This is a genomic window from Pediococcus siamensis (genome assembly GCF_047220215.1).
Lineage (GTDB): Bacteria > Bacillota > Bacilli > Lactobacillales > Lactobacillaceae > Pediococcus > Pediococcus siamensis.
The window spans coordinates 1,158,536-1,181,783 of record NZ_CP178375.1 but is presented as its reverse complement, the minus strand read 5'-3'; the positions used below and the strand labels follow the sequence as shown (position 1 = coordinate 1,181,783).

Genomic DNA, 23,248 nt, shown 5'->3' with positions numbered 1-23,248 from the left:
GGCTTGTGTGAGTTAAAAGGATCAAAATATTCAGATTCGCTGCACAACCAAAAAAATTTTAGTATAATGGCAAATAATGTCTAAGAACGGAGGAAAGATTTTGAATAATCAAGATCAAAATGATCAGAACCGCGCGGCTAATCAGAAAAGAAAGGCGCAGGGACATTCGATCATTCGATGGGTTGGTATCGTGTTAGCCATCGTAGTAGTGGCAACAGGATTGTTCGTGTATCACTACTTTTCAGGAGCTTTAGAGCCCTTAGATCCATCTAGTAAACAGGAAATTCAAATTAATGTCCCTGAAGGCTCCTCAACACGTGAAATCGGGTCGATTTTACAGGAGAAGAAAGTTGTCAAAAGCGGGGCCGTTTTCAATTATTATGTGAAGTCACATAATTTGACCAACTTTAAAGCCGGTTATTATGTTTTGAAGCCGTCAATGACTTTAAATACGATTGCTAAACGCCTGCAAAAGGGCGGCAGTGCCACGCCAATTTTGTTGGGTAAGTATGTCATGATTAAGGAAGGCGAAACGATTGATGAGGTGGCTAAAACCATCGAAAAATCATCCGACTTTACGCGAAAACAGTTTACGGACTTGATGAAAGACCAAACATTTATTAACAGTTTATATAAAAAGTATCCTCAACTGCTAGGTTCAGCTATGAAAGCCAAAAACGTGCGCTATCGACTGGAAGGCTATCTTTATCCGGCTACCTATTCATTAGGCAAGAAAACCACTTTAAAACAGGTCGTGACCCAAATGGTGGCTAAAGAAAATGCTGTTTTGAAACCCTACTATGCGAAGATTAAACAAGAAAAAATGACAGTCCAAGAAATTCTTTCTTTGGCTGCACTAGTTGAGCGTGAAGGCAATACGACTTCTGATCGTGAAAAAATTGCTGGCGTCTTCTTAAACCGGCTTGATATAAAAATGGCCTTGCAATCAGATGTTTCGGTTTATTATGCCGTCAACAAAAGTTTTGGAGCTGATTTGACAGCAACCGACTTAAAGAATAAATCGCCCTATAATTTACGTCTCCATAAAGGATTCGGACCTGGACCAGTAAATAATCCAAGTAAGAATTCCGTTTTAGCGGTTCTTCATCCTAAGGATCGCAGTAAAAATTATTTGTATTTTGTTGCTAATCTTAAGACGGGCAAAATATACTTTGCACAAACTTATGATGAACATTTGCAAAACATTGCTGATCAAGACTCAAGTAATAACTAATAGGTGAGGATTAAGGTATGAGTACAAAAGAGAAAAGGCCAATTTTGATTGGGGTTACCGGAGGATCGGGTAGTGGAAAAACGACCGTCAGTCGCAAAATTTATGAAAATCTTTCGGGCCATTCAATTATGACACTCCAACAGGATTCGTATTATAATGATCAGGCTGATATGTCAATCAAAGAGAGGGAAGCGGTCAATTATGACCATCCCTTGGCTTTTGATACAGATTTATTAATTAGCCAATTGAAACAGTTATTAAATTATCAGGCAATTGAAAAGCCGGTTTATGACTATACACAGTTAACCCGTAGTAAAGAGACCTTCCATCAGGAACCGCGAGATGTGATCATCTTAGAGGGAATTTTGATTTTAGATGATAAACGGTTACGCGACTTGATGGACATTAAAGTTTATGTGGATACTGATGATGATATTCGGATTATTCGCAGAATTGAGCGTGATATAAAAGAACGTGGGCGGACACTAGATTCGGTCATCACTCAGTACCTAGCGACGGTAAAGCCAATGTTTCATCAATTTGTGGAGCCAACCAAGCGCTACGCTGACTTGATTGTGCCCGAGGGCGGAGAAAATACTGTGGCGATTGATCTCTTGACCACGAAAATTAAAGATATTCTTTCGCAAGAGGGTCGAGACGGTATTTTTCACGAATAACGGTATTTACAAGCAATATACTTCGTGATACGCTAGAAAAGTTATATTTTTACCATAAATAAGAGGTGTATAAAAAGTGGCAAGTGAAAAAATATACCCAATGACAGAAGCGGGTAAAGAAAAATTACAAAAAGAATTAGAAGAATTAAAGACGAAAACACGGCCTGAAGTTATTGAACGTATTAAAGTTGCCCGTGGTTTTGGGGATTTGTCCGAAAATTCGGAATATGAATCAGCTAAAGATGAACAAAGCATGGTGGAAAGCCGAATTAGTACCATCGAGCACATGCTTCAAAATGCAGAAATTATTGATAATAATGCTGTGGCAAAAGATGTGATTTCTTTAGGTAAAACTGTAGAATTCAAAGAATTGCCTGATGAAGAACCAGAGTCTTATACAATTGTGGGAGCCGCAGAGGCAGATCCGATGTCTGGAAAGATCTCAAACGATTCACCAATTGCAAAAGCCTTACTTGGCCATAAAGTCGGTGAAGAAGTGGTTATTGCAACGCCTGGTGGCGATATGAACGTAAAAATTTTAAAGGTAGAAGCCTAAATAAGGCCATACAAAAAAGCGAACGATTTAGTCGTTCGCTTTTTTGTATACTTAAATTTTCTTTGGCGTTTGCCGGTGTTTCCAGAGTAAGCCACCAATGCTGCTAATCAGGCACAAAAGACTGAGTATCAAGCCACTAAATAGATAAGGTGGCCAGTAAGTAAATTTGACTGTGTGGGTTCCCTTAGTTAACTGAACACCTACGAAGGTATCCGCAACTTTGGTTGTTTTAGCTGTTCGGCCATCCACGGTGACATGCCACCCTTTGCCATAAGGAATTGTCGTCATCAGGAAGCGGTTGTTCTTGCCAACTGTAATGTTACCGGTAATTTGATGACTATTGTAGTGTGTGACTTTAAGAGGGGCCGCTTTAAGTTTACTTTGCAGATTAGTAAATTCGGTTTGGTTTAACTGGTAGAGCGTGAAGTTCTCAAGCCAAAGGCTCATTTTTTTGAGCTGAATTTTTAGAGTGATGGTTTTTCCTTTGCTATGATTAGCAAAGTTAACCACTACTGTATTTCGGTATGGTGAATATTGGGTCAACGTCTTACCATCAATTGTAAACGTTGCATTATCAGGATTAAGTTCCTGACCGAAAGTAAGGTAATAAGCACCATTTGTCGGCGGCGTGAATTTAAAAGTGACGATTCCCGGTTTAGAAAGACTATTTTTTTTGAGTACGCTGCCGGTTAGTTTTGTGGTTTGGTTGATGTTTTGAAAAATAACTTCATTAAAATTTTGGGCTTTAAAGAGATTGGAAGTCTTCTTACCAGCTAAGCGACTGTAAAGTTCGCCTTGATACTGCATAGGGTCTAATTTACTGCCATCAAAACTTTTTACCAATTCGGAAGCCCCAAAACCGATTGATAAAGCATACGGATTCTTATAGGTCTGCGTTAAGCTATCCTGACCAACGAGCTGGTAACTTGCTAGGTCTGGCCGATAAGTTAATGGTGGCATCGTCGGATTACTTGAAGAAGTCACACTTGAGCCAAGTTGGTTGGCATCAATGTTTTTAGACCAATACTTCATGTTCAACAGACTATCCGTAATTAAAGTGCCGTTTGAATAGGTAACAAAGCCATCGCCGTCAGGTTGACCAATTTTTTGCATAAAATTAGGAATTTGCGTTTCAAAAGTGGAGCTGAAATGTGAACCGCCGTTGAATGCAGCTTGCATGGCGTCATCTTTAGTCCGCATATATGTTGTTCCAATTCGATAAAAACCGGTATCTTTTTTCTGTATCTTACCGATCGTTTTGTCGAGCTCAGTTGTGTAATTACCAAATTCGGCTTGCGAAACAAACGAAAGATTGTTGAGCGACCAACAGGCATTTACAAAGACATCCAGAATAATTAGGATGGTGACGAGCCAGGCTGCTTTAGGCCGCTGTTTGAGAAGAAGCAAAGCAAGCAAGCCAAGGGTCGCAAAGAGTGCACCAATAATAAATTGATCTTGAGTGACATAGCTTTTAAAAGACTTCAGATTTAGCCATAAATAGCCAAATCCTATAATAAAGATACCTGCGGTGAGTAAAAGACTCTTGGCTGAAAACGCAGGATTAGTGAATAAATAACGAGCGGTCAGAAAAATAATCCAGAAACATACCAGAAAACTAAATCGGTAAGGATACCACCACGGGAACTGCATGGCATGCCAGAAGAGGTTTAACGGTTGAAAGCAAAGCGATAAGAACAAAAATGCGGAAATAACAGCTGCTGTCAAACGTTCTCGTAACTTAATTTGTCGACTGGTAAAGTAAAGAATGAAACCCGCAAGGCAAAGTGCCCCCACAAAAATGTTGGGCAACCCACTTGGCATCTGTTCAAAGTTAAAGGTGCCGGGGAGAAGTTTACTGAGCATTTTAAAGGGAAAATAGTCGAATTTGAATTTTACACTTGTTTCAGTATATTGGACTTTACTTTGCGTCAGAATGTAAAAAGTTGGCATCAATAACCAGGAAGCTAGGCCGCCAGACAATAAAGCACCACCGATAAATCTTTTAACGGCCTGGAAACCTTTTTTGCCGGAGACGTCATGAGCTGAAAAAGCGTATATAAAGTACAAGACACTAAAAATACAGATCATATAAGCCATATAGTAATTGATAATCAGCATCAAAGTGAGCCATAAAACAAACCAACGGATTTTTCCCGTACGAAAGATTTGTTCAATCCCCAGAACAATCAAGGGAAGCAAGATCGGTACATCTAGCCAAATCAGATTTAATTGATTAGCGATTGTGAATCCCATCAAGGCATAGGCCGTAGCCAACCCCGGGATTAGCCAGGAAGCTTTTGCATATAACTTTTGTAAAAGAATGGCAAAAGTAAGCCCTGCAAAGGCGTATTTTAAGACAGTAATGATGAAAATACCGGTTGTAATTGTTTTGCCGGGAAAGAAAAGTAAGATAAAATTAAAGGGACTCATTAAGTAATAGGCCCAAGTACCCATCATGTCTCCGCCAATGGCTTTGGAAAAGGAGTAGAAAAAGGCACTGGGATCGTGCAAGATCGTATGTCGAAAGTAAGCAAATAAATCAACGTACTGCTGACCTAAATCTACAGTTAATAAACTACTAGATCCAAAAGGTGCCATTTTTCGATAAATAAAATAACTGGTCATCAAAATTAAAGGCACGAAAAAGCTAACTAAAAGTTGTTGCTTTTGTGAGTTTATAAGGTGTTTGGTGTGGGTTATTTTTGCGCGTTGCATCATATTCCTCTTTTCTCGTATTACTTTCCTTAGCATACCACATTGACTAAGATAATCTAAAAATGTGAACAAGTTATAGAAGCAGTTTGATTTTTTTGTTAGAATGGTCTCAGCAGCGTGAAGGAGTTAAAAAGATTTTGAAAGCAAATAAAAAAGTATCGAGCAACCGAAACAAGAAATCGGAATTGCCATTCCGTCTACATTTGATCTTTATCATTGTAGTGATCCTACTAGTGACATTGATTGGTCGGCTGGCCTATTTACAAATCTTCAACGGCTCAAAGTATGTAGCTGATGTTGACCGCACGGATACGACAATTGAGACTAATAATGTGCAGCGCGGGATGATTTATGACTCTACAGGTAAGGTGTTAGTTGGAAATAAATCCCACCAAGCCATTGAATATACCAAAGGCGTCAATGTTTTGTCGAGTACTTTGCGAAAAACAGCGGATCGCTTGAGCAAGTATCTTACAGTCTCTACCGGTACACTTTCAACGCAGGATGAAGCTGATTATTATTTAGCTGATAGTAATAATTTAACGCGAGTTGAAAAAAGTATCAAAAACCATGGAGAATATAGTGCCAAGGCGCTTTATAATTTGGCAGTGGCTAAAGTAAAGAAGACCGTTAATTTATCGAAAAGTCAGCAAAACGCAGCTCAGCTTTTTGCTTTAATGAACGGTGCTTACGAACTTTCAACGGTCTACTTAAAGGAATCTGATGTTTCCACAAAGGAAGTCGCGGAAATTGGGGAACATTTATCTGAGTTGCCCGGGGTCAAAGTTGGCACAAGCTGGTCAAGGGATTATCCGCAAGGAAACTCAATTAAGAGTATTGCGGGCACCGTATCAAGTGCTAAATCTGGATTACCAAGTGATAAAGTTAATATTCTTTTAGCACAAGGCTATTCCCGCAATGATAGTGTCGGTCAGAGTTATTTGGAAGAAGCCTATGATTCAATTCTCAAGGGAACTAAATCACAGACACGTGTCGAAGTTAGTGGCAATAAAACGATTAAAAAAGAAGTTAAACAATATGCAGGTCGAAAAGGCGACAATTTAGTGCTTTCTATTAATGCCGCCTTTCAGCAAAAAGTTCAACAATACACCCGTTCAGCAGTCACAAGTGCTGGCGGGGAATCAACCGGTGGGTATGCGGTTGTGATGAATCCTAATACCGGGGCGGTCATCGCTTTGGCTGGGGTCGATCGAAATACTTCAACCGGTAAGGTAACAGATAACGCCTTGGGAACGATCAACGAACCCATTGTCATGGGGTCGGTTGTCAAGGGGGCAATGGTCACTGGAGCATTGATGGATGGTGTCATTACACCAACTAATAGTACTCTGACAGATAAACCGATTAAATTAGCCGGAACAAGTGCCAAGGCTTCGTGGTTCAATAAGAGCGGCTCTGAAGATATTAGTCTGGATGCTTCAACAGCTTTGGAAGTCTCTTCAAACTCCTACATGATGCAATTAGCCATGAAAGAGGGGGGCTTTAAGTATTCATCAGGGGCCGCGCTTACTATGAGTACCAGCGTCTTTTCTAAGATGCGCGGATACTTCGAGCAGTTTGGATTAGGTACAGATACAGGCATTGATATTCCAGGAGAGTCTTCTGGATATACGGGACCAAGCACTCAAGCTGATATTGGTAAGGCACTTGATTTAGCCTTTGGTCAGTATGATGCTTATACAACAATTCAGGTTGCTCAGTATATTTCGACGATTGCAAATGGTGGTTACCGAATTGCCCCCCACGTTGTTTCCGAAATTCGGGGCACTAATTCTAAAGGTGGTCTTGGAAAAGTCGAAGATACAATTCAACCAAAAATTTTGAATTATATTGATGACACGGCTGCTGAGAAGAAGGTTGTGACAAAGGGGCTTTATGATGTGGTTCATGGTACAAATACGTACAAGACCGGTGGCAGTCTGGCAAGTATTTCCCCTGAAATCTCGGCAAAAACGGGTACTGCTGAAACAACCACTAACGGAAAATCAACGGTAACTTTGAGCTTAGCTTCTTATGCGCCTTCAAAGAATCCTCAGGTTGTGGTTGCGGTGGCAATGCCAGGTCTCGCAGCGGACGCCGAGAGTAATAATATTCAATTAGCCAAGAAGATTTATGCGGCTTATTGGAAAATGGTCCAAAGTAAAACGACTGTAGAAAAGTAGATGACGTTTTAGAAGAACCATGGATATAATTCACTAATGATGCTTGCGTCAAGAAGGCTTGTTGTGGTATTATATCTTACAGTTGAGGGCGCAACGCCCATCAGAATTTATAGTTGGGAGGTTGGAGCCATGCGCGTACACATCACATTAGAATGTACAGAATGTCGTAATCGACAATATCTATCAAGCAAAAATAAACGTAACAATCCGGATCGTTTGGAATTAAATAAGTATTGCCCACGTGAAAGAAAGGTTACTTTACATCGAGAAACTAAATAAGATTGGACAAAATGATCGAATTTTGCTCCGATCTTTTTTATTAGTTTCAAAAAAGTGCTTTGAATCGAGGAATGCTATGCAACCAGAAAAGAAAAAGCAGCGTCAAATTCAACTGCAGCGGCTCAGCTCACTCTCTGCTACCCAAAAAGAGAAAGAAGAAGGACGGCTCTACGCGCAACTATTTGCTAGTCAGGAGTGGCAAACAGCCACCAAGATAGCCACTACAATGAGTGGTCCTGTTGAAGTTAATACTGAAAAAATCATTCACCAAGCTTGGGCAGAGGGGAAAACCGTTTTACTTCCTCAAACGCTACCGCACTGGCAAATGGCATTTCATGCTTATACCACGGAAACACATTTAGAAAAGAGTCACTTTGGTGTTTTGGAACCCACTAGTGGTCAGGTGGTAGCTAAACCCGAGATTGATTTAATTTTGGTGCCGGGGTTGGCCTTTACAGACCAGCAAAATTATCGATTAGGGTTCGGTGGCGGCTACTATGATCGGTATTTAAGTGACTACAAGGGCCAAACAATCAGCCTGGTGTTGAGTGTTCAGCAATTCTCCCAGCCGACGTGGCCGCTTGAATCCCATGATATTCCAATTAAAAAGTTGATTAAAAGTGGGGTGCGGTTATGAAAAGAACGTTAAGAAAATGGCAGACTGGACCTTATATGACGATCGGGTTGATCGTGATTAATTTTGTTGTCTTCGGTTTAATGACTGTAGATGGTGGTTCTGAAAATACGCAGACCCTGTTGCGCTATGGGGCGGTGTTTAAGCCGCTGATTGTGCAAAATGGTGAATGGTGGCGGCTGATTTCCGGCATGTTTATCCATATTGGCCTGACACACATCGTGATGAATATGGTGACGTTATACTTTGTCGGTCTTCAGGTTGAGAGCCTTTTTGGCCACTATAAATTTTTAGTGCTATACTTTTTGGCTGGGATCTTCGGAAATCTTGTGAGTTTAGCACTCGGAAACCCGTTGGCGCTATCCGCAGGGGCTAGCGGGGCTATTTTTGGGTTATTTGGCGTTTGGCTCATGTTAGGGGAATCGTTTCACGCTAATCCTTATATTCGCATTATGGCGCGTCAATTAGGGCTCTTTGTGGTCCTTGCTTTACTTTCGAGTGTGCTTGAAACCGGGATTGATGTTTATGCTCATGTGGCCGGAATTTTAGCTGGTTTTCTCGGCGGATATCTTGTAGGCGTACCTCAAATTGGCAAAATTGAACCGACAAAGCGTATTGCGGCTACCGTGGCTTTGATTCTGCTGTTTTTAGCGGCGTTTTGGCTTATATTTACTAACTAGTCTTATAAAAATAACGTTTACAAATATTTTTTTATCTGTATAATTAATTGGGATGATGTTATGAAGACACTATATGATGTGCAACAGTTACTTAAAAAGTTTGGTATTTATGTTTATGTCGGTAAACGAATCTGGGATATTGAATTAATGAGCATTGAACTCAAACATTTACATGATGCCGGTGTGGTGGATAATCAGTTGTATGTAAAAGCAGTAATGATTTTACGACATGAACATCATTTGGAAGAGGTTCGCGAACAGCAACCCAATAAACTTTTTTAATATTGGAGGAAATGAATAATGGATCGCAAATTAATTGGCGTTGATTTGGGTGGCACAACGATTAAATTCGCCATCTTGACGGATAACGGCGAAGTTCAACAAAAATGGAGTGTGGAAACCAACATTTTAGATGAAGGTAGTCACATTGTTCCGGATATTATTGAGTCGATTAACCATCATATTGACTTATATAATATGGATAAAGCACAGTTCATCGGTATTGGGATGGGAACTCCTGGAACCGTTGATCGTGAGAATGGAACCGTTGTGGGGGCTTACAACTTAAATTGGAAGACTACCCAACACGTCAAGGCCGATGTTGAAGCTGGCACTGGCATCAAGTTTACAATGGATAACGATGCCAACGTCGCCGGCTTAGGTGAACGTTGGAAGGGCGCTGGTGAAAATGGTAGTGACGTTTCATTTGTAACGTTGGGTACCGGTATTGGCGGCGGATTGATCGCGGATGGACATCTGCTCCACGGTACTGCAGGGGCGGCAGGTGAAATTGGCCATGTAACCGTAGAACCTAATGGTTACCTGTGTACTTGCGGGAAACGAGGCTGCTTGGAACAGTATGCTTCGGCAACAGGTGTTGTGCATGTCGCTCGTGATATGGCAGAAGAGTTCTCAGGCGATTCAGAATTAAAACGCCAAGCAGATGATGGCCAAGATATCACTTCCAAATTAGTTTTTGATCTGGCTAAAAGTGGCGATGCCTTAGCAGTTCGTGTCGTTGATAAGGTTTGCTATTACTTAGGTTTAGCTTTAGGAAATTTGGCAAACACGTTAAATCCTGAAAGCATTATAATTGGCGGTGGTGTTTCTGCCGCAGGAGATTACTTATTAAAACAAGTTGATCATTATTTCCAAGAATTTGCTTTTACAACAGTTCGCAATTCGACAAGCTTGAAATTAGCTCGGTTAGGTAACGATGCTGGGGTGATTGGTGCCGCATCGTTAGCCTTAGCTTTTAAATAGATAGGATTAGAAAAGCCGGCTTGGAAAATTTCCAAACGGTTTTTTTGTATTCTCGTACTAGGCAAACGGCTTTTTTATGTGTAAAATAAAATTGATTGACATAGGAGGAGAAGACAGTGGTATTTGGCGCAAGTTCAAAAGCAAGTTTTATTATCAACACAATCTTAATTATTTTAATCGTGGCCTATTTTGTTTATCAAGGCTACGTTGTCTGGAAACGTAATCGAGTGGCTAAGATTCTTGACGAAGATGAGTTTCAAGAAGGCATGCACCGCGGCCAGGTAATTGATCTTCGGGAAAAGAAGGATTTTGATGCCGGCCATATTTTAGGTGCGCGCAATATTCCATATTCAACTTTGAAGAGCCGCTATCAAGAGGTACGAGCGGATTTGCCAGTTTATATTTATGACCAAGGTCGAAGTTTAAGTTCGCGGGCTGCTATTTTCATGTCTAAAAAAGGATATGGCAAGTTATTCATTCTTCGTTACGGTTTTCAGCGTTGGAATGGTAAGACGAAAAAGAAAAATTAGGTGTGTTCGGGGTAAAGGATCAGTGAGGTGAATCGACAATTGCGTCATCCTCGAGATTTTCTTTACCTCTTTTTTTATTTTCTTTTAGCAGCTGGACTAGTGAACAAGTTGTGAGAATTGCTTTTTCGACTATGCTAAACTATGAGAAAAGGAAAAGGGAGAAACGCATAAAAAAGGAACTGGAATTTTTATTCCAGTTCCCCACTATGCGTTTATGTTTTAGCCGTTATGAGCTGAACGCTGTTTACGCATTGCCCGCTTGCGATTCTCCGCAGCACGGGACTCTTGTTCTTCAATTGGTTGAACGATAACTTTGTGGAAGGTATAGAGTGCGGCAGCAGCAGCTCCGATGACAGAGAAGCCACCAACGACAAAGCCCTTAATAAAATTTTTCATTTTGAAACCCCTTTCCATCTTTGATATCTTTATTATGACTTTTTTTTAAAGAAATATCCAGTAAATTACGTGAATGGGAATGATTTTAATGTTAACAAAAATTATTGCGCACCGTGGAAGTAAGGGTGTACGGCCAGAGAATACCTTGCCGGCTTTTGAAAAAGCAATTGCGGAAGGGGCAGATGGGATTGAAACAGATGTGCATTTATCCAAAGATGGCGCTTTAATTATTATGCACGATGAGACCGTTGACCGTACCACAAATGGCACCAGCAAAATTTTTGACAAAACTCTCAGTGAACTTAAGGAACTGGATGCCGGGAGCTATTTCGGATATGAATATTTAGGCACGCGTATTCCAACTTTAGATGAAGTGGTGCAGCTCTTAATTGCCAAAAAATTTACGGGTCTTTTTAATCTGGAGTTAAAAACGGATAAAATTCAATATCCCGGTATTGAAGAAAAAGTTGCGGCTTGTATGGAACGGCAGAAATTACCGTTCCGGTTAATTTATTCCAGCTTTCATCCCCAATCCTTGGTGAAAATGCATGCTTTGGATCCAGATATTGAATATGCGAGTTTGTTTAAAGTACAAACTAAATTTGCGCGCCAACTATACCGAAAGCATCTCATTAAGGATTGGCATCCGGATATTCGTTGGGTACGCGCGCATCGGTTCTTCTTGCCGCACGTCCAATTACGTCCATGGACTGTAAACTCTGATGATGATATGCGTTACTGCTTTAAGCGCAAATTTGATGGTATTATTACGGATTATCCTGGACGAGCTGCAATCATACGAAAATCAATTCAAGGTGGGTAATATCTAGTGGAAAAAGTTTTGGCAATTGTGGGGCCGACTGCGGTAGGTAAGACCAACTTGTCTTTAACCATAGCAACGCAATTCAATGGAGAAATCATTTCGGGTGATTCCATGCAGGTGTACCGTAACTTGGATATTGGTACTGCAAAGATTTTGTCGGAGGAGCGGCACGGGATCACGCATCATTTAATTGACATCTGCAACATAGATCAACGTTTCTCTGTGGCAGATTTTAAAAAAGCAGCGAGCAAACAGATTCATCAAATTACTGAGAAAGGGAAACTGCCGATCATTGTTGGCGGAACCGGCTTTTATTTACAGGCCCTCCTTGCAGATTTTTCGCTGGGAAATGATACTTATGAACCTCAAGAGCAGGTTCGGACAAAATGGCATACCTATGCCCGGACACATTCACAACAACAACTCTGGGAGAAGTTAAAGGAAATTGATCCCCAAGCGGCGACTAAGATTCCCGTGACTAATGAAGTACGGGTCGTACGTGCCTTAGAAGTATATGAAAAAACTGGTGAGCAATTTTCCGCCCAACATGATGAACAAAAACAAAAGTACGATGTTTTGTTAATTGGGCTGAACACGGATCGTAAGTTGTTGTACGACCGGATTAATCTTCGGGTTGATCAAATGATTGCAGCCGGTTTAGAACAAGAAGCCCTAAGGTTGTTTCGGCAAGGCGGGAGCGATTTGCCTGCGGGAAAGGGGATTGGATATCGTGAATGGTATCCGTATTTTAATCATCAACTTTCCAAAACAGCGGTTATTGCACAAATTAAACAGGATTCGCGCAACTATGCTAAGCGCCAGTTAACGTGGTTTCGTAATAAGATGCGGGTAAATTGGTTTGATCTCATCCAGCATCCGGAAGAAGAACAACAAATTATCACAGAAATAAAAAATTGGATTGGGAGGAATTAAGTGTGGAATGGTCAGATGGCTTAAAGCCTAAATTAGTTGAACTTGTGAAACAGGTGGATCAACAAATTGCGCCGCGTTTAGCCGAAATTGATAATCAGGTTTTGTTTAATCAGCGAAAGGTTTTGGAGGCATTTCGTAAAGAACAGATTTCGGAAGAAGAGTTAAACGGTTCTACTGGTTATGGCTATGATGATACGGGACGAGATGCACTAGATGCAGTTTACGCTGATGTTTTTAAAACAGAGGATGCGTTGGTGCGGCCACAAATTATTTCAGGCACACACGCCATCAGTACGGCGTTATGGGGGATGCTGAGACCAGGAGATAAATTGTTATACGTGACAGGGATGCCCTATGATACGGTCCAAGAAGTGATTGGGATTACCGGCGAGACTAATGCGGGCTCATTAAAGGATTTTAACATTCAATTTGATTATGCAGATTTAGAGCCGGATGGGCAATTTTCCAGAGCTAATGTGCAAGCAAAACTTACAGATGATGTTCGCGTTGTTGCGATTCAGCGTTCTCGTGGGTACGCGACTCGCGAAAGTTTCACGGTAGCCCAAATTGCTGCGATGATCAAATTTATCCGTAGCCTAAAGCCAAATGTCCATATCTTTATCGATAATTGCTACGGTGAATTTTCCGAAAAATGTGAACCAACCGAATTTGGAGCTGACGTGATGGCGGGCTCATTAATCAAGAATGCCGGCGGTGGACTTGCTAAAACGGGAGGTTACATCGTGGGCAAAAAATCATTAATTGCTCAAATTGGGAATCGTCTCACAACGCCGGGATCTGGCAAAGACGAGGGGGCCACTTTAGATACACTCGCTGCAATGTTTCAGGGCTTTTTCCAAGCACCTAATGTCACGGGAGAAGCCATTAAAGGCGCTATTTTTGAAAGTGCTATTTTAGAAAAATGTGGTTTGAATGTTAGTCCTAAATGGGATGCACCACGCACCGACTTGATTCAGACCGTTAATTTTGGCGATCCTAAGGCCATGATAAATTTTGCCAAAGTTGTCCAACACTATTCGCCTATTAATTCATATGTCGACCCAATTCCAAGTGAAATGGGTGGTTATGACGATAAGATTATCATGGCTGCAGGGACGTTTGTTCAGGGTGCTAGTGTTGAGTTTTCTGCAGACGGCCCATTGCGACCACCATACACGCTCTACATTCAGGGCGGTTTGACCTATGCACACGTAAAAATTGCGATTACCGAAGCTGTGGCGCAACTCTTTTTCTAAATTAAATTTTCATGTCACATTTTATGACATGAGACGTTGACTTTAAACAACCCCATTGATAGAATGGGGTTGTTTTTGAAAGGAGGGGTGTTAAGTGGAAAATCAATTGCAACGTTCACGTGCTGTTTTACCCATCGGAACCGTTATGAAGCTCACCGAATTGAGTGCTCGCCAGATTCGCTACTATGAAGCACAGGGGTTAGTGAAGCCAGCTCGTAATGCCGGCAATCGGCGCTTGTATTGTTTAAGTGATGTGGACCGGTTATTGGAAATCAAGGGTTATTTGGATGAAGGGTTTAACATGACCGAAATTAAACGCGTCTATGAAAAGCAGGCTAAACGCAGTCATAGACAGCATAAGCCGGTTACGGACGAGGATGTTCGGCAGGTCCTTCATAATGAATTTTTAACCATTGGTGGGCTTAGGCATAAAAGTTCGCAATTTTTTCCGCCTGATGGCCCGACCACAAAATAAGAATAGGAGCGATAGATATGGCAAAGCGACAGTATACCAAAGATGAGATCCGCAAAATGGCAAAAGAGGAAAATGTGCGTTTTCTACGACTCATGTTTACGGACTTATTTGGTATTATCAAGAATGTGGAAGTTCCAATTAGCCAATTAGAAAAGTTGTTAGATAATAAGTTAATGTTTGACGGCTCATCAATTGATGGCTTTGTGCGCATTGAGGAAAGTGATATGTACCTTTATCCAGACCTTTCGACTTGGATGATTTTTCCTTGGGGAAATGAACACGGTAAAATTGCACGGGTTATTTGTGAGGTTTATACTCCCGATGGCAAACCGTTTGAAGGCGATCCGCGTAACAATTTGATTCGGGTATTAAAAGAGATGCGCGACGCTGGCTATACAGACTTTAACATTGGACCAGAACCAGAATTTTTCCTATTCAAATTGGATCCTGAGACAGGCAAGCCAACAACCAATTTAAATGATAAAGGGAGCTACTTTGACTTGGCCCCCATGGATCTTGGCGAAAATTGTCGTCGTGATATTGTTCTAGAACTTGAAAACATGGGCTTCGATGTGGAAGCTTCCCATCATGAAGTAGCGCCAGGCCAACATGAAATTGACTTTAAATACGCCGATGCGCTTGCCGCAGCGGACAACATTCAGACATTTAAATTAGTTGTGAAGACGGTGGCGCGCAAGTACAACCTGCATGCTACCTTTATGCCGAAGCCACTAGACGGGATTAACGGTTCCGGGATGCACCTTAATATGTCTCTCTTCCATGATAAGGGTAATGCCTTTTATGATGAAAAAAATGAGCTCCAGCTTTCTCAAGAAGCGTACTGGTTCTTGGGGGGCTTGCTGAAACATGCGCGGAGTTACACGGCAGTCTGCGATCCGATTGTCAACTCGTATAAACGTTTGGTACCAGGGTTTGAGGCACCTGTCTACGTCGCTTGGTCAGGTTCTAACCGCTCGCCACTTATCCGCGTACCAAGCAGCCGTGGTCTATCGACTCGTTTTGAGCTCCGTAGTGTGGATCCTTCAGCCAATCCATATTTGGCAATTGCCACGGTATTGGAAGCAGGACTAGATGGGATTCGTAATAAGATTGAACCGCCGAAGTCAATCGATCGCAATATTTATCGAATGAATGAAGAAGAACGTCAGGATAGTAATATCCAGGATTTACCTTCCACTTTGCACAATGCGTTGAAGGCGTTTGAGGCCGATGAAGTGATGAAAAAAGCGCTCGGACCACATATTTATCAGAGTTTCTTAGAAGCTAAGGGACTTGAATGGGCTTCTTATCGTCAAGAAGTGACACAATGGGAACGAGATCAGTATTTGGAACAATACTAAGCTGAAGAAGATTAAAGAGCGAACCGAGACAATTTTGATAGTTGTCCCGGTTTTTTATTTTCTGAAATATAAACAGTTAATTTTAATCTTTTTCGCCATTACACGCAGGATCTGTTAAAATTTAGTAAGGAATAGGAAAATTTCTTTGTTGATTATTCATTTATTTGTTACATTAGAAGTAATCAATAATGTAAGGGCAACTTTACAGAATTAGGAGCGATACAGATGAGTGATGAAGAAAATACGATACAATCCCAGGAACAACCAAATGCAAAATTAAAGCAGAGTTTGTCGGGAAAAATCGTTTATTTAAATGCCTTGCAGAATGCGGTTGATAAACAAGATGATCGCTTAATTTACGAACTATTAGATCCAGAACGTTATCATAGTGATATTTCGGCTGCTAACGATGCAATTAAACCGGGATACTTTAGTTTGGTTGATGATGTGCGGACGCAAATCAGTCACTATCTCAGTTATCAATTAATTGACTATTTGGCGGAAATCTATCCGTTCTTTTATTATCGCGAAATTTCTGAAGGTGAATTCAAAATTCTTTTTGGAAATTGGTGGGATCGCCGGGAATTTGGTTATTTAGATGTTTTGAATCTTGAATTCCAATATGACAAGGATGAATACCAAAAATTGGCTGATACTTTTGCTTTAGATGCTAACAATAAGCATTTAAATACAGCGAAGATTGCTGAGATTTCAGAAGAAAATAAGAAATTACAAGAACTTCTAACTAATCAGGATCAACGCGACCAACGGAAGGCACAATTGCGAGATCAGTTGCAAGACACTAGCAATGGCGGTTCATTTTGGGAGAGTGGTAAGATCAAAGAGGAACGACAGGCCCTTAAAGATGAGCTTACGAAACTAACCGATGAAGACCAAAAAGCGGTGGATGCTAAGGAAACCATGAAGCGTAATGAAGACCAGATTTTGGCGTTATCAAAAGAGGATACAATTCTGGGTTACGAGAAACAGTCTATCAAACAAGCCTTTGGCAGTTTTGAATCCTTTACAAGCCATTCTAAGAAGTTATATTCAGACTATTTAACGAGTTTGATCGGAAAGGAAAAGGTGCGTGCTGATGAGTAATGAATCTTTAAATCCTTCCAGTTTAACTACTAATGGCCGTTTAGTTGCTTACAGTGATTCTTTGAAAGCTGGTTTGCAACATGGAATCGAATTTACCAAACTTTTTGATCAATTGACGAATACCAAGGATGCTAACGAATTATTGGCTGCTTCAACGGCGTTATTTGATTTTCAGATGGACACCGACTATGTGGTCTATCCTCACAAGTATGACGCTAACGATTATTACTTGATTTTTATGAGTCGCTTGCTGGAGCTCCATAATGATAAGGAGACTGTCCTACATTCACGTGAAGATAATCTGAAAGCTGATACACTGTTTCAAACCTTTCCCAATGTGGATGATTCGGAAGAATTTCATTTTGAACAACGCCCTAATCAAGAAGGCGCATTTTATGTTGAACAAAACAGTCATCAAGTTATTTTCTCGTTGAATTTGAAAGCCAAAACAATGTACTTCAATTCTGATACGATAACCAAGTTATTTATCACGGAATGGAGTGGCAAGTCAGATTCGGACGCCATTACGGATGCCGTTGATTTGTTTATTCAATTTGGTAAGTATCTGGTTTCTGATTTTGGATTCAATGTCGATTTCAACATGTTAGATGCTGCCAATTCTAAGAAATACGTCCTGGCGAAACCGGACCTTCCTGAACAAATTTTGGACAAATTATTCGTTGCGACGGCGGATAATAATCTCATGTTACAAAATATGGATGAGGCACAGGGGGCTTTCTTGGAATTAGGGAATCAAATTATTTTCAGTCTGTATAAGCATGCGACCCAAGACGGGGAAAGCCATTGGGTAATCACAGTACAGGATCCAGAAGAAAAGTACTCTTTGTTTGATATTTTTAACCAATTTGGATTTTTAAAGAAATGGTTTTTGGACAACCTCGATGACCTGCAAATTGGTTCTAAGATGGTGTAGAGCAGGTGAATAACATGTTAGATATTCCCAAGATGTTACAGGCCTCCATTCAATTGGATAGAAGTATTGCAACAGAAAGACAACTGACCCTTAGTTGGGAAGACCGGATTAAGAATACGTTGCTGTCATTAGACGTCGAACTTTCAGAAGTGGCTAACACTTCTGAGTGGTTTAAGGTCTGGAAAACACATAAGGGCAAACACGATCCTGATAAAACGGTCAGAGAAACTTTACTTGTCGAATATGTGGATGCCATTGATTTCTTTTTGCTGTTTGCGAGTCAAAAACAGTGGGTTGAAAACGTAGACATGACTTCAGAGCAATTCGCTAAGCTAACCTCGGCTGGACAAAAGCTTGACTTGACTGCCACCTATTTAGCGATAAAATCGATACTTTTTAGCAGTTTTGTTAGTAACCGTCCGGATAATTTCCGTCACGCTTGGCATCTTTATTTGAAGTTAGGGTTGGTTGGATTCGGCTTTTCTGCCAAGGAAATTGAGGCGGCTTTCTATCACAAGAATGAAGTTAATTATAAAAGACAAAAGGATAATTACTAAAAATTTCGTAACTGAATTAAGATAAAGAAAAGGGTTGTCACATCATAACGAGATGTGGCAACCCTTTTGTCAATTTCTTAGTTAATTATCTTTTAAAGTTTTACGCTTCTGTTTGGATTGCGATTGTGGAAACAGAGAATCCCAATCGTTTATCACCTGAACAGCAATAGCAAAAAGTATAATTGCAAGAATAATCATCAATGGTCCCATACAAACGCCTCCAATCGTATTTTACATTTCTATTATTTCAATGTTACAGAAATATTTCAAATGATTTGCTCATCTTTAGCTTTCATTAGATGCAAAAACAGAAATATCGTTAAGAAAAACGATATTTCTGTTTTCTGAGAACTTCTATTCACCTAATATTTAATATGAACCGGGTGAGATTCGAACTCACGACCGTCCGCTTAGAAGGCGGATGCTCTATCCAGCTGAGCTACCGGTCCGCGTTATTGATTATAAGGTAAATAAAAAAGTTCGTCAATACCAGGACCATTTTTGCAACCATAAGTTAAGTTCAAAGCGTACATTCGTATTAAGTTATTCTGCTTAATTTTTCCCATCTGGCAAGTAAATGCTTTCATTTCAAGCGGTTTTTCGGTATCATGAAGGTAGCAAGAATGAAGGAAGCTGATGAAATGAAAAAGAAAATTTACTGGTTAATTCCCTTTCTCATCCTAGGATTATTTTTGACCGGTTGCAACCGCAACAAGGTCTATGGGACTGTGGTGATCAGTTCCGAAAAATATAATCAAGTCCAAACTGACAAACAAGCCATTAATCGACTATTAAATGCATTAGAAAAATTTGATTCTGAAAAACCTAAAACAGCTCCAAAAATTTATTCAGCAATTAATAATTTAAATACGCAGGCTAGTAAGAAAATGAGCAAAGCCGATCGTCGTGAACTTAAAAATCTGCTTATCGATAATGATCGAAGTATTAAAAAAATCATCAAGAACGCTTACGAAAATCACTATGGCTTTGATGACAATTTATCTGGCTCGATTAGCACCGAATTCTATAAGGTTGTTCATCTGATTGTTAAACCAATTACAAAGCAGGCTGCCAACCGTAAGAAGGTCTATCAACAGATTATTAAGGATACGAAAGCGCAACAAAAATTAAACAATGTCGGAACCACGCAATAACGGCATACTAAAAAACACGGGTCTCTGTCAAATTGTATTGGTGGAGATTTTTGAAAAGCATGTTCACTTCGGTGAATGTGCTTTTTTTGTTTACGCATAAATTAAACTGATACGAATGAAAAAGTTATGAATATTTTGAAAACCAAAACAGCTACGCTTTAACACCTTAATTTTACGATTTAGTCCTTCAATAGGACCGTTGGAATACGGATAACGACAACTATTGAGAACAGCAGGACCATTCTTTATTAAAGTTGAGATAGTAATATCCATTTGGTTGCCAGCCGCCTTGTAGTTGGCAATCAAGGTTTTAAATCCAACCGCATCTTTTTGTTGAATGGCTGTTAGAATTCCTTGATAGGTTTGATACACAGTTTTAAATTCTGGAAATTCATCTAAGGCTAGGTCAATGGCGTTCTGTTGGGTCATGTATTCGTTGATACCGTGTAAATAGATAAGTTTAGTATCATTGACCTTTTCTTCTGCCAAATGGAACAAACGCCATTGAGATTTTAGAATGCGATAAACTCGGGAATGCTTATCTTGAAAAGTATGGATCACACGTGTACGTTCGTTATCCAGTGCCCGACCGGCAAGTTGAATAATGTGGAAACGGTCAATGATGGTTATTGCCTTAGGAAATAACCGATGAATAAAGCCAGCATACTCAGCATTCATATCAACGGTGATTGTTTGAACTTTCATACGTTCTTGAACTGAATAGCGAGCTTCAAAGTAATCAATGATATCCTTACTAAGGCGATCCTTAAGAATCACAATGCGGCGATGACTAACGGCATCGCAACAGTTAAAGGACATTAGATGATTACAGGAACGGAATTCATCAAAACAAAGATTTTGGGGGAGTGTTTTAACACGATAAGCTAAGTGAATATTCGCATTTAAAATGCGTTGAACACTACTTGGTGAAATCCCACAAATCTTAGCGATTTCTTTACTGGTCAGCATATCCCGAGCCAGAACAATTACTTGATGTTTCACATTATGCGTAAAAGTTTCATTACGTTTAACGAGGTTAGTTTGAGCACCACAGGTTTTTAAACACCGTTTACATTGATATCTTTGTCGTTTTAGCTGCATCTCATAACGTCCACCTGATAAGGTTCCCAATCTTAGATGGCCAATGTGAGTTCCATTTTTGATTAGAGATTTATGGCCACAATGAGGACATTTTAAAAGTTGATAGGAAAGGATAGCGTGAACGACATGAACGTGTTGCCCATTGGGATAATGTTCCTTAGTAATCTCAGTTACAGTTAAATTAGGGTCTGTTATTTCGAATAGGCTTAGGATAGAATTAGTTAGGGACATTTGTTTTTCCTCTTTTCGATTTTATTAGGCGATTAAATCGTAACACAAAGAGGGCAAATGTCCTTTTTTTTTTCAAAATAAAAACTGGTATCAGTTATTCACCAATACCAGAAAGTGTAGACCCAAAAACACTAACCAACAATTTGCATAATTGTTAGTTAGTGTTTATTACTAAAAGGGACGTGAAGCCTAAATGAAAGTCCAGCCAATTCAAGAATATACAGAAGCCCACTACGGTTTATTGTCTCAGGCGGACCCCAACCATGATCTGATTGAGGACTATGTCAAACAGAGTTATGGGTTTCAGCTTAGTGACAGTCATCTGTTAGTTGGCGTGCTTATTTTAACACCAGAAGCTAATCAGACGATCGAATTGAAAAATATTGCCATTGCCGAAGCCTATCGTCATCGAGGGCTTGCACAGCATCTGATTCGCTTCGGAATTGAATTTGCCAAGCAGCACCAGTATCAAGAAATGTTAGTGGGAACTGGCACGACTAGTTTTGAGCAGCTTTATCTTTATCAAAAGATGAATTTTCGCTGTTACAAAATTCGACCTGATTTCTTCACGAAGAATTATGCTGATCCCATCATAGAAAATGGGCTGCACTTAAAAGACATGATAATGCTTCAACAACAACTTTAGAAAAATAAGCCGAAACTTTTGTTTTTTGTCATGGAGTGCCGTAAAATTTATCTCTGAACGGATATAGAGTTAGGAGAACGCACGATGACAAGTGAATCGGATCCACGAATTTTAAAAACTAAACGGCGCCTGAAACATGCGCTAATTGACTTATTAAAAAAACAAGATGTTCAAACCTTGAGTGTACAACAGCTTACAGAGGCAGCAGCTGTTACTAGGGGAACCTTTTATCTGCATTATCGCGATAAGCTTGACTTTATTCAGACGATTCTGGAAGATTTTACCAAAGATCTGTTTCAAATGGCACTGGTCGATGGGCAGTCGGTGCTGGCGGCTAAGATTCAAGTGACAGAGCATCAAGTGCAGGTTTTCTCCTTGAAACGTGGTTTTCATTACATTGCTGATAATTATGAAGCGTTTAACGCTTTATTTCATTTAAATGACAACAAAGAATTTGAAAAAAAGATGACGCTTTCTTTTAGACAGTCGCTGCTGGAATTTGCACAAAAAACGCATCTTGACCAAAATAATTTTAGCCAAATAAAAATGACGTTTTTAGTCGCGGGGCTGATCGGAACTATTGAGTCTTGGCTAGCTCAAGATATGATTTACTCGCCACGCTTTATGGCAAATAAGGTGAGTGATTTAATGCACGAAAAGACGGCGAGCACGTTAGATATTAGCGATTTCTTTGTCGCTTAGACGTAGGTTGACTTTTGCAAAAAGGTTTGCTATTATTGTAACGTTGTATTTGTGGCTTCCACAGCTACAACCGCACAGCCTGAGTTTTTAAGTTCTATAATTTAGACACTTAAGGTTGGCGAGTATTAGAAATGAGGAGGTGCACACTGTGTACGCAATTATTGAAACTGGTGGTAAACAACTTAAGGTTGAAGAAGGTCAATCTATCTTTGTTGAAAAGCTGAATGCTAAAGAAGGCGACAAAGTTACATTTGATCAAGTTCTTTTTGTTGGTGGCGATTCAACAAAGGTTGGCACACCAACCGTTGATGGCGCAAGTGTTAATGGTACTGTTGAAAAACAAGGCAAGGACAAGAAAGTGACAACTTTCAAGTATAAAGCTAAGAAGAACCAACATACTAAGACAGGTCATCGTCAACCATATACAAAAGTCACAATTGACGCAATTAACGCTTAATTTGAGGTTTCTCAATGATTAAAGTTAAGATCAAGCAGAACAGTCAAAAAGACGTGATAAGCTTTGAGATGGTTGGACATGCTGATTCTGGACCGTATGGACAGGATATTGTTTGTGCAGCTGCCTCAGTGCTAGCAATCAACACCGTTAATAGTGTTGAACAAATTGCTCAGATGAAGCCCCAAATCGAAGAAGACGAGGAAAACGGGGGCCTTTTAAAAGCCCAGTTTCCGGTTGCTTCGAATCATGAACAATATTTGCAAGTTCAAGCGATCTTAAAAAGCTTTGTTATTGGTATGAGAGATATTTCTCAAAATTATTCACAATTTATTCATGTGAATATTTCAAGTTTATAATTCGGAGGTGT

27 protein-coding genes, 1 tRNA gene and 1 other annotated feature are annotated in these 23,248 nt (G+C 40.1%); of the genes, 23 read left to right on the top strand and 5 right to left on the bottom strand.

From position 1 onward, the window contains the following. Positions 1–76 precede the first annotated feature (76 nt). The 3 genes from mltG to greA all read left to right on the top strand — a co-directional run bounded on the left by mltG (position 77) and on the right by greA (position 2,467). The gene (gene mltG, locus ACLJJ6_RS05670; RefSeq protein ID WP_412988226.1) at positions 77–1,234 is read left to right on the top strand and encodes an endolytic transglycosylase MltG; all 1,158 of its coding nucleotides are present in this window, start codon (positions 77–79) and stop codon (positions 1,232–1,234) included. A gap of 17 nt (positions 1,235–1,251) precedes the next feature. Next, the gene (gene udk / locus ACLJJ6_RS05665) at positions 1,252–1,911 is read left to right on the top strand and encodes a uridine kinase (protein WP_412988224.1); all 660 of its coding nucleotides are present in this window, start codon (positions 1,252–1,254) and stop codon (positions 1,909–1,911) included. 76 nt (positions 1,912–1,987) lie between these two features. Beyond that, positions 1,988–2,467 (top strand): transcription elongation factor GreA, encoded by a 480-nt coding sequence (gene greA, locus ACLJJ6_RS05660; protein ID WP_412988222.1) that lies wholly within the window; start codon positions 1,988–1,990, stop codon positions 2,465–2,467. Between the two features lie 51 nt (positions 2,468–2,518). Here greA and ACLJJ6_RS05655 read toward each other — a convergent pair whose 3' ends face one another. Further along, positions 2,519–5,182 (bottom strand): YfhO family protein, encoded by a 2,664-nt coding sequence (locus ACLJJ6_RS05655; protein WP_412988221.1) that lies wholly within the window; start codon positions 5,180–5,182, stop codon positions 2,519–2,521. A 137-nt stretch (positions 5,183–5,319) separates the two neighbouring features. Between ACLJJ6_RS05655 and ACLJJ6_RS05650 the strand changes: the two genes are divergently transcribed. The 7 genes from ACLJJ6_RS05650 (at position 5,320) to ACLJJ6_RS05620 (ending at position 10,751) form a co-directional block, all read left to right on the top strand. Next, positions 5,320–7,365: a penicillin-binding transpeptidase domain-containing protein gene (locus ACLJJ6_RS05650; protein ID WP_412988219.1), complete on the top strand. Its 2,046-nt coding sequence runs from the start codon at positions 5,320–5,322 to the stop codon at positions 7,363–7,365. 129 nt (positions 7,366–7,494) lie between these two features. Continuing rightward, positions 7,495–7,644, top strand: coding sequence for a 50S ribosomal protein L33 (rpmG, locus tag ACLJJ6_RS05645; protein ID WP_412988217.1), 150 nt, complete (start codon positions 7,495–7,497; stop codon positions 7,642–7,644). Positions 7,645–7,720: 76 nt separating this feature from the next. Next, complete coding sequence (locus ACLJJ6_RS05640) at positions 7,721–8,281, top strand: 5-formyltetrahydrofolate cyclo-ligase (protein ID WP_412988216.1); 561 nt, start codon at positions 7,721–7,723, stop codon at positions 8,279–8,281. Next, positions 8,278–8,958: a rhomboid family intramembrane serine protease gene (locus ACLJJ6_RS05635; protein ID WP_412988215.1), complete on the top strand. Its 681-nt coding sequence runs from the start codon at positions 8,278–8,280 to the stop codon at positions 8,956–8,958. Before ACLJJ6_RS05640 ends, ACLJJ6_RS05635 begins: the two co-directional genes overlap by 4 nt. A 60-nt stretch (positions 8,959–9,018) precedes the next feature. Further along, positions 9,019–9,240, top strand: a complete 222-nt coding sequence (locus ACLJJ6_RS05630; RefSeq protein WP_412988213.1) for a YqgQ family protein — start codon at positions 9,019–9,021, stop codon at positions 9,238–9,240. An 18-nt stretch (positions 9,241–9,258) separates the two neighbouring features. Further along, positions 9,259–10,221 (top strand): ROK family glucokinase, encoded by a 963-nt coding sequence (locus tag ACLJJ6_RS05625; protein ID WP_412988211.1) that lies wholly within the window; start codon positions 9,259–9,261, stop codon positions 10,219–10,221. Positions 10,222–10,337: 116 nt separating this feature from the next. Beyond that, complete coding sequence (locus ACLJJ6_RS05620; protein ID WP_412988209.1) at positions 10,338–10,751, top strand: rhodanese-like domain-containing protein; 414 nt, start codon at positions 10,338–10,340, stop codon at positions 10,749–10,751. Positions 10,752–10,970: 219 nt separating this feature from the next. Here the strand turns inward: ACLJJ6_RS05620 and ACLJJ6_RS05615 are convergent, their stop codons facing one another. Then, on the bottom strand, positions 10,971–11,147 hold the full coding sequence (locus tag ACLJJ6_RS05615; RefSeq protein ID WP_412988208.1) for a DUF3042 family protein: 177 nt from the start codon (positions 11,145–11,147) through the stop codon (positions 10,971–10,973). An 88-nt stretch (positions 11,148–11,235) separates the two neighbouring features. Between ACLJJ6_RS05615 and ACLJJ6_RS05610 the strand changes: the two genes are divergently transcribed. The 8 genes from ACLJJ6_RS05610 (at position 11,236) to ACLJJ6_RS05575 (ending at position 18,590) form a co-directional block, all read left to right on the top strand. Beyond that, positions 11,236–11,970 (top strand): glycerophosphodiester phosphodiesterase, encoded by a 735-nt coding sequence (locus ACLJJ6_RS05610; protein ID WP_412988206.1) that lies wholly within the window; start codon positions 11,236–11,238, stop codon positions 11,968–11,970. Positions 11,971–11,976: 6 nt separating this feature from the next. After that, positions 11,977–12,903: a tRNA (adenosine(37)-N6)-dimethylallyltransferase MiaA gene (gene miaA / locus ACLJJ6_RS05605; RefSeq protein WP_412988205.1), complete on the top strand. Its 927-nt coding sequence runs from the start codon at positions 11,977–11,979 to the stop codon at positions 12,901–12,903. Between the two features lie 2 nt (positions 12,904–12,905). Further along, positions 12,906–14,159 (top strand): aminotransferase class I/II-fold pyridoxal phosphate-dependent enzyme, encoded by a 1,254-nt coding sequence (locus ACLJJ6_RS05600; protein WP_412988203.1) that lies wholly within the window; start codon positions 12,906–12,908, stop codon positions 14,157–14,159. Between the two features lie 94 nt (positions 14,160–14,253). Then, a complete protein-coding gene (locus ACLJJ6_RS05595) occupies positions 14,254–14,634 on the top strand; it encodes a MerR family transcriptional regulator (protein WP_412988201.1) in 381 nt (126 codons plus the stop codon). A 17-nt stretch (positions 14,635–14,651) separates the two neighbouring features. Then, complete coding sequence (locus ACLJJ6_RS05590) at positions 14,652–15,995, top strand: glutamine synthetase family protein (protein WP_412988199.1); 1,344 nt, start codon at positions 14,652–14,654, stop codon at positions 15,993–15,995. A 225-nt stretch (positions 15,996–16,220) separates the two neighbouring features. Continuing rightward, the gene (locus tag ACLJJ6_RS05585) at positions 16,221–17,099 is read left to right on the top strand and encodes an exonuclease SbcC (RefSeq protein WP_412988197.1); all 879 of its coding nucleotides are present in this window, start codon (positions 16,221–16,223) and stop codon (positions 17,097–17,099) included. Continuing rightward, on the top strand, positions 17,092–18,033 hold the full coding sequence (locus ACLJJ6_RS05580) for a hypothetical protein (RefSeq protein WP_412988195.1): 942 nt from the start codon (positions 17,092–17,094) through the stop codon (positions 18,031–18,033). The genes ACLJJ6_RS05585 and ACLJJ6_RS05580 overlap by 8 nt, the downstream gene beginning before the upstream one ends. Before the next feature lie 14 nt (positions 18,034–18,047). Next, entirely contained in the window at positions 18,048–18,590 is a 543-nt protein-coding gene (locus ACLJJ6_RS05575; RefSeq protein ID WP_412988193.1) for a dUTP diphosphatase, read from the top strand. An 81-nt stretch (positions 18,591–18,671) separates the two neighbouring features. Here the strand turns inward: ACLJJ6_RS05575 and ACLJJ6_RS05570 are convergent, their stop codons facing one another. Beyond that, on the bottom strand, positions 18,672–18,800 hold the full coding sequence (locus ACLJJ6_RS05570; protein WP_412988191.1) for a hypothetical protein: 129 nt from the start codon (positions 18,798–18,800) through the stop codon (positions 18,672–18,674). A 165-nt stretch (positions 18,801–18,965) separates the two neighbouring features. After that, a tRNA-Arg gene (locus ACLJJ6_RS05565) sits at positions 18,966–19,039 on the bottom strand. Positions 19,040–19,231: 192 nt separating this feature from the next. Between ACLJJ6_RS05565 and ACLJJ6_RS05560 the strand changes: the two genes are divergently transcribed. Continuing rightward, on the top strand, positions 19,232–19,744 hold the full coding sequence (locus ACLJJ6_RS05560; protein WP_412988189.1) for a hypothetical protein: 513 nt from the start codon (positions 19,232–19,234) through the stop codon (positions 19,742–19,744). A 90-nt stretch (positions 19,745–19,834) separates the two neighbouring features. Here the strand turns inward: ACLJJ6_RS05560 and ACLJJ6_RS05555 are convergent, their stop codons facing one another. Then, positions 19,835–21,076, bottom strand: coding sequence for an ISL3 family transposase (locus ACLJJ6_RS05555; RefSeq protein ID WP_412988180.1), 1,242 nt, complete (start codon positions 21,074–21,076; stop codon positions 19,835–19,837). A 193-nt stretch (positions 21,077–21,269) separates the two neighbouring features. Between ACLJJ6_RS05555 and ACLJJ6_RS05550 the strand changes: the two genes are divergently transcribed. The 4 genes from ACLJJ6_RS05550 to ACLJJ6_RS05535 all read left to right on the top strand — a co-directional run bounded on the left by ACLJJ6_RS05550 (position 21,270) and on the right by ACLJJ6_RS05535 (position 23,237). Then, a complete protein-coding gene (locus tag ACLJJ6_RS05550; RefSeq protein WP_412988187.1) occupies positions 21,270–21,722 on the top strand; it encodes a GNAT family N-acetyltransferase in 453 nt (150 codons plus the stop codon). A gap of 84 nt (positions 21,723–21,806) precedes the next feature. Next, on the top strand, positions 21,807–22,424 hold the full coding sequence (locus ACLJJ6_RS05545) for a TetR/AcrR family transcriptional regulator (RefSeq protein WP_412988185.1): 618 nt from the start codon (positions 21,807–21,809) through the stop codon (positions 22,422–22,424). Between the two features lie 58 nt (positions 22,425–22,482). Continuing rightward, positions 22,483–22,560, top strand: a sequence feature (ribosomal protein L21 leader region). Positions 22,561–22,572: 12 nt separating this feature from the next. Continuing rightward, positions 22,573–22,881 (top strand): 50S ribosomal protein L21, encoded by a 309-nt coding sequence (gene rplU, locus ACLJJ6_RS05540; RefSeq protein ID WP_412988184.1) that lies wholly within the window; start codon positions 22,573–22,575, stop codon positions 22,879–22,881. A gap of 14 nt (positions 22,882–22,895) precedes the next feature. Further along, positions 22,896–23,237: a ribosomal-processing cysteine protease Prp gene (locus ACLJJ6_RS05535; protein ID WP_412988183.1), complete on the top strand. Its 342-nt coding sequence runs from the start codon at positions 22,896–22,898 to the stop codon at positions 23,235–23,237. The last annotated feature ends 11 nt before the right edge of the window (positions 23,238–23,248 follow it).